We start from the raw sequence: 823 nt of genomic DNA, 5'->3' as shown, positions 1-823 counted from the left end.
CGGGTTGCGCAGCTCGTGCGCCACGGTTGCGGCCAGCCCGCCCAGTTCGAGCAGGTGGGCTTTTTGCATGCGCTCCTTTTCGTGTTCGGCATAGCGCAGCAGTTGTTCGAGCCGCGCGGCGGCGGCGGCCAGGAGCGCGCCAAATACTTCGCCCACGCGCAGCACGCCGGGCGTGGCGCCTTCAAATTCGATCAGGTCGCTGTGCCAGTGCGCGCCGTGCTGGCCGCTTGCCGCCACCGGGTAGCAATGGATGCCCGGTGTGCCGGGCGTTGGCAAGGCGGCGCCCAGCGCCACCACCATTGGCTGGCGCAGGTGCGCGCCCAGCGTGGCGCCGGCAGCCTGTTCCAGCGCCTGCCAGCTGTCGGCGGCATCGAGCCGGGCGCGCCAGCCGGCCAGCACGCCGGTTTCAAGATGGGCGCCGGGGAAGATCAGCTTTTCCATGGCGCGCCGCGACGGCCCCTCGAGCACCAGCATCACGCCCAGCATGGCCGAGCCGAGCAGCCAAAGCTGCCAGAGCGGGATTGCGGCGAGCGACGCCACGCCCGTGCGCGCGGCCACGCTGAGCAGCAGGCCAGCCAGCGCCACGGTCACGGCGGTGGCCAGCAGCCAGGCGAGCAGGCGGTTGGCCCACAGGTTCACGGCCATCAGGTCGTAGCGCAAGATGCCAAATACGAGCAGCAGCGCGTAGCCGGGGAACAGGATCACGCTATACGGAAAGATGGGGATGCCGAAAGACGGATTGAGAAACATCAGCGTGGAGGCCGATCCCCACGCGCCCGAAAAGCAGATCGCCAGGATTTTGCCGCGCCGTTTGGGCGCGGCG

Annotated in this window: 1 pseudogene; it reads right to left on the bottom strand. The window is 69.4% G+C overall.

From position 1 onward, the window contains the following. Positions 1 to 823: pseudogene (locus ACP7BV_RS27435) on the bottom strand (hypothetical protein); the annotation flags it as partial.

The sequence above is a fragment of the Massilia sp. TSP1-1-2 genome (genome assembly GCF_049896185.1).
Taxonomy (GTDB): domain Bacteria; phylum Pseudomonadota; class Gammaproteobacteria; order Burkholderiales; family Burkholderiaceae_D; genus Telluria_A.
This window is presented reverse-complemented; position numbering and strand designations above follow the sequence as displayed.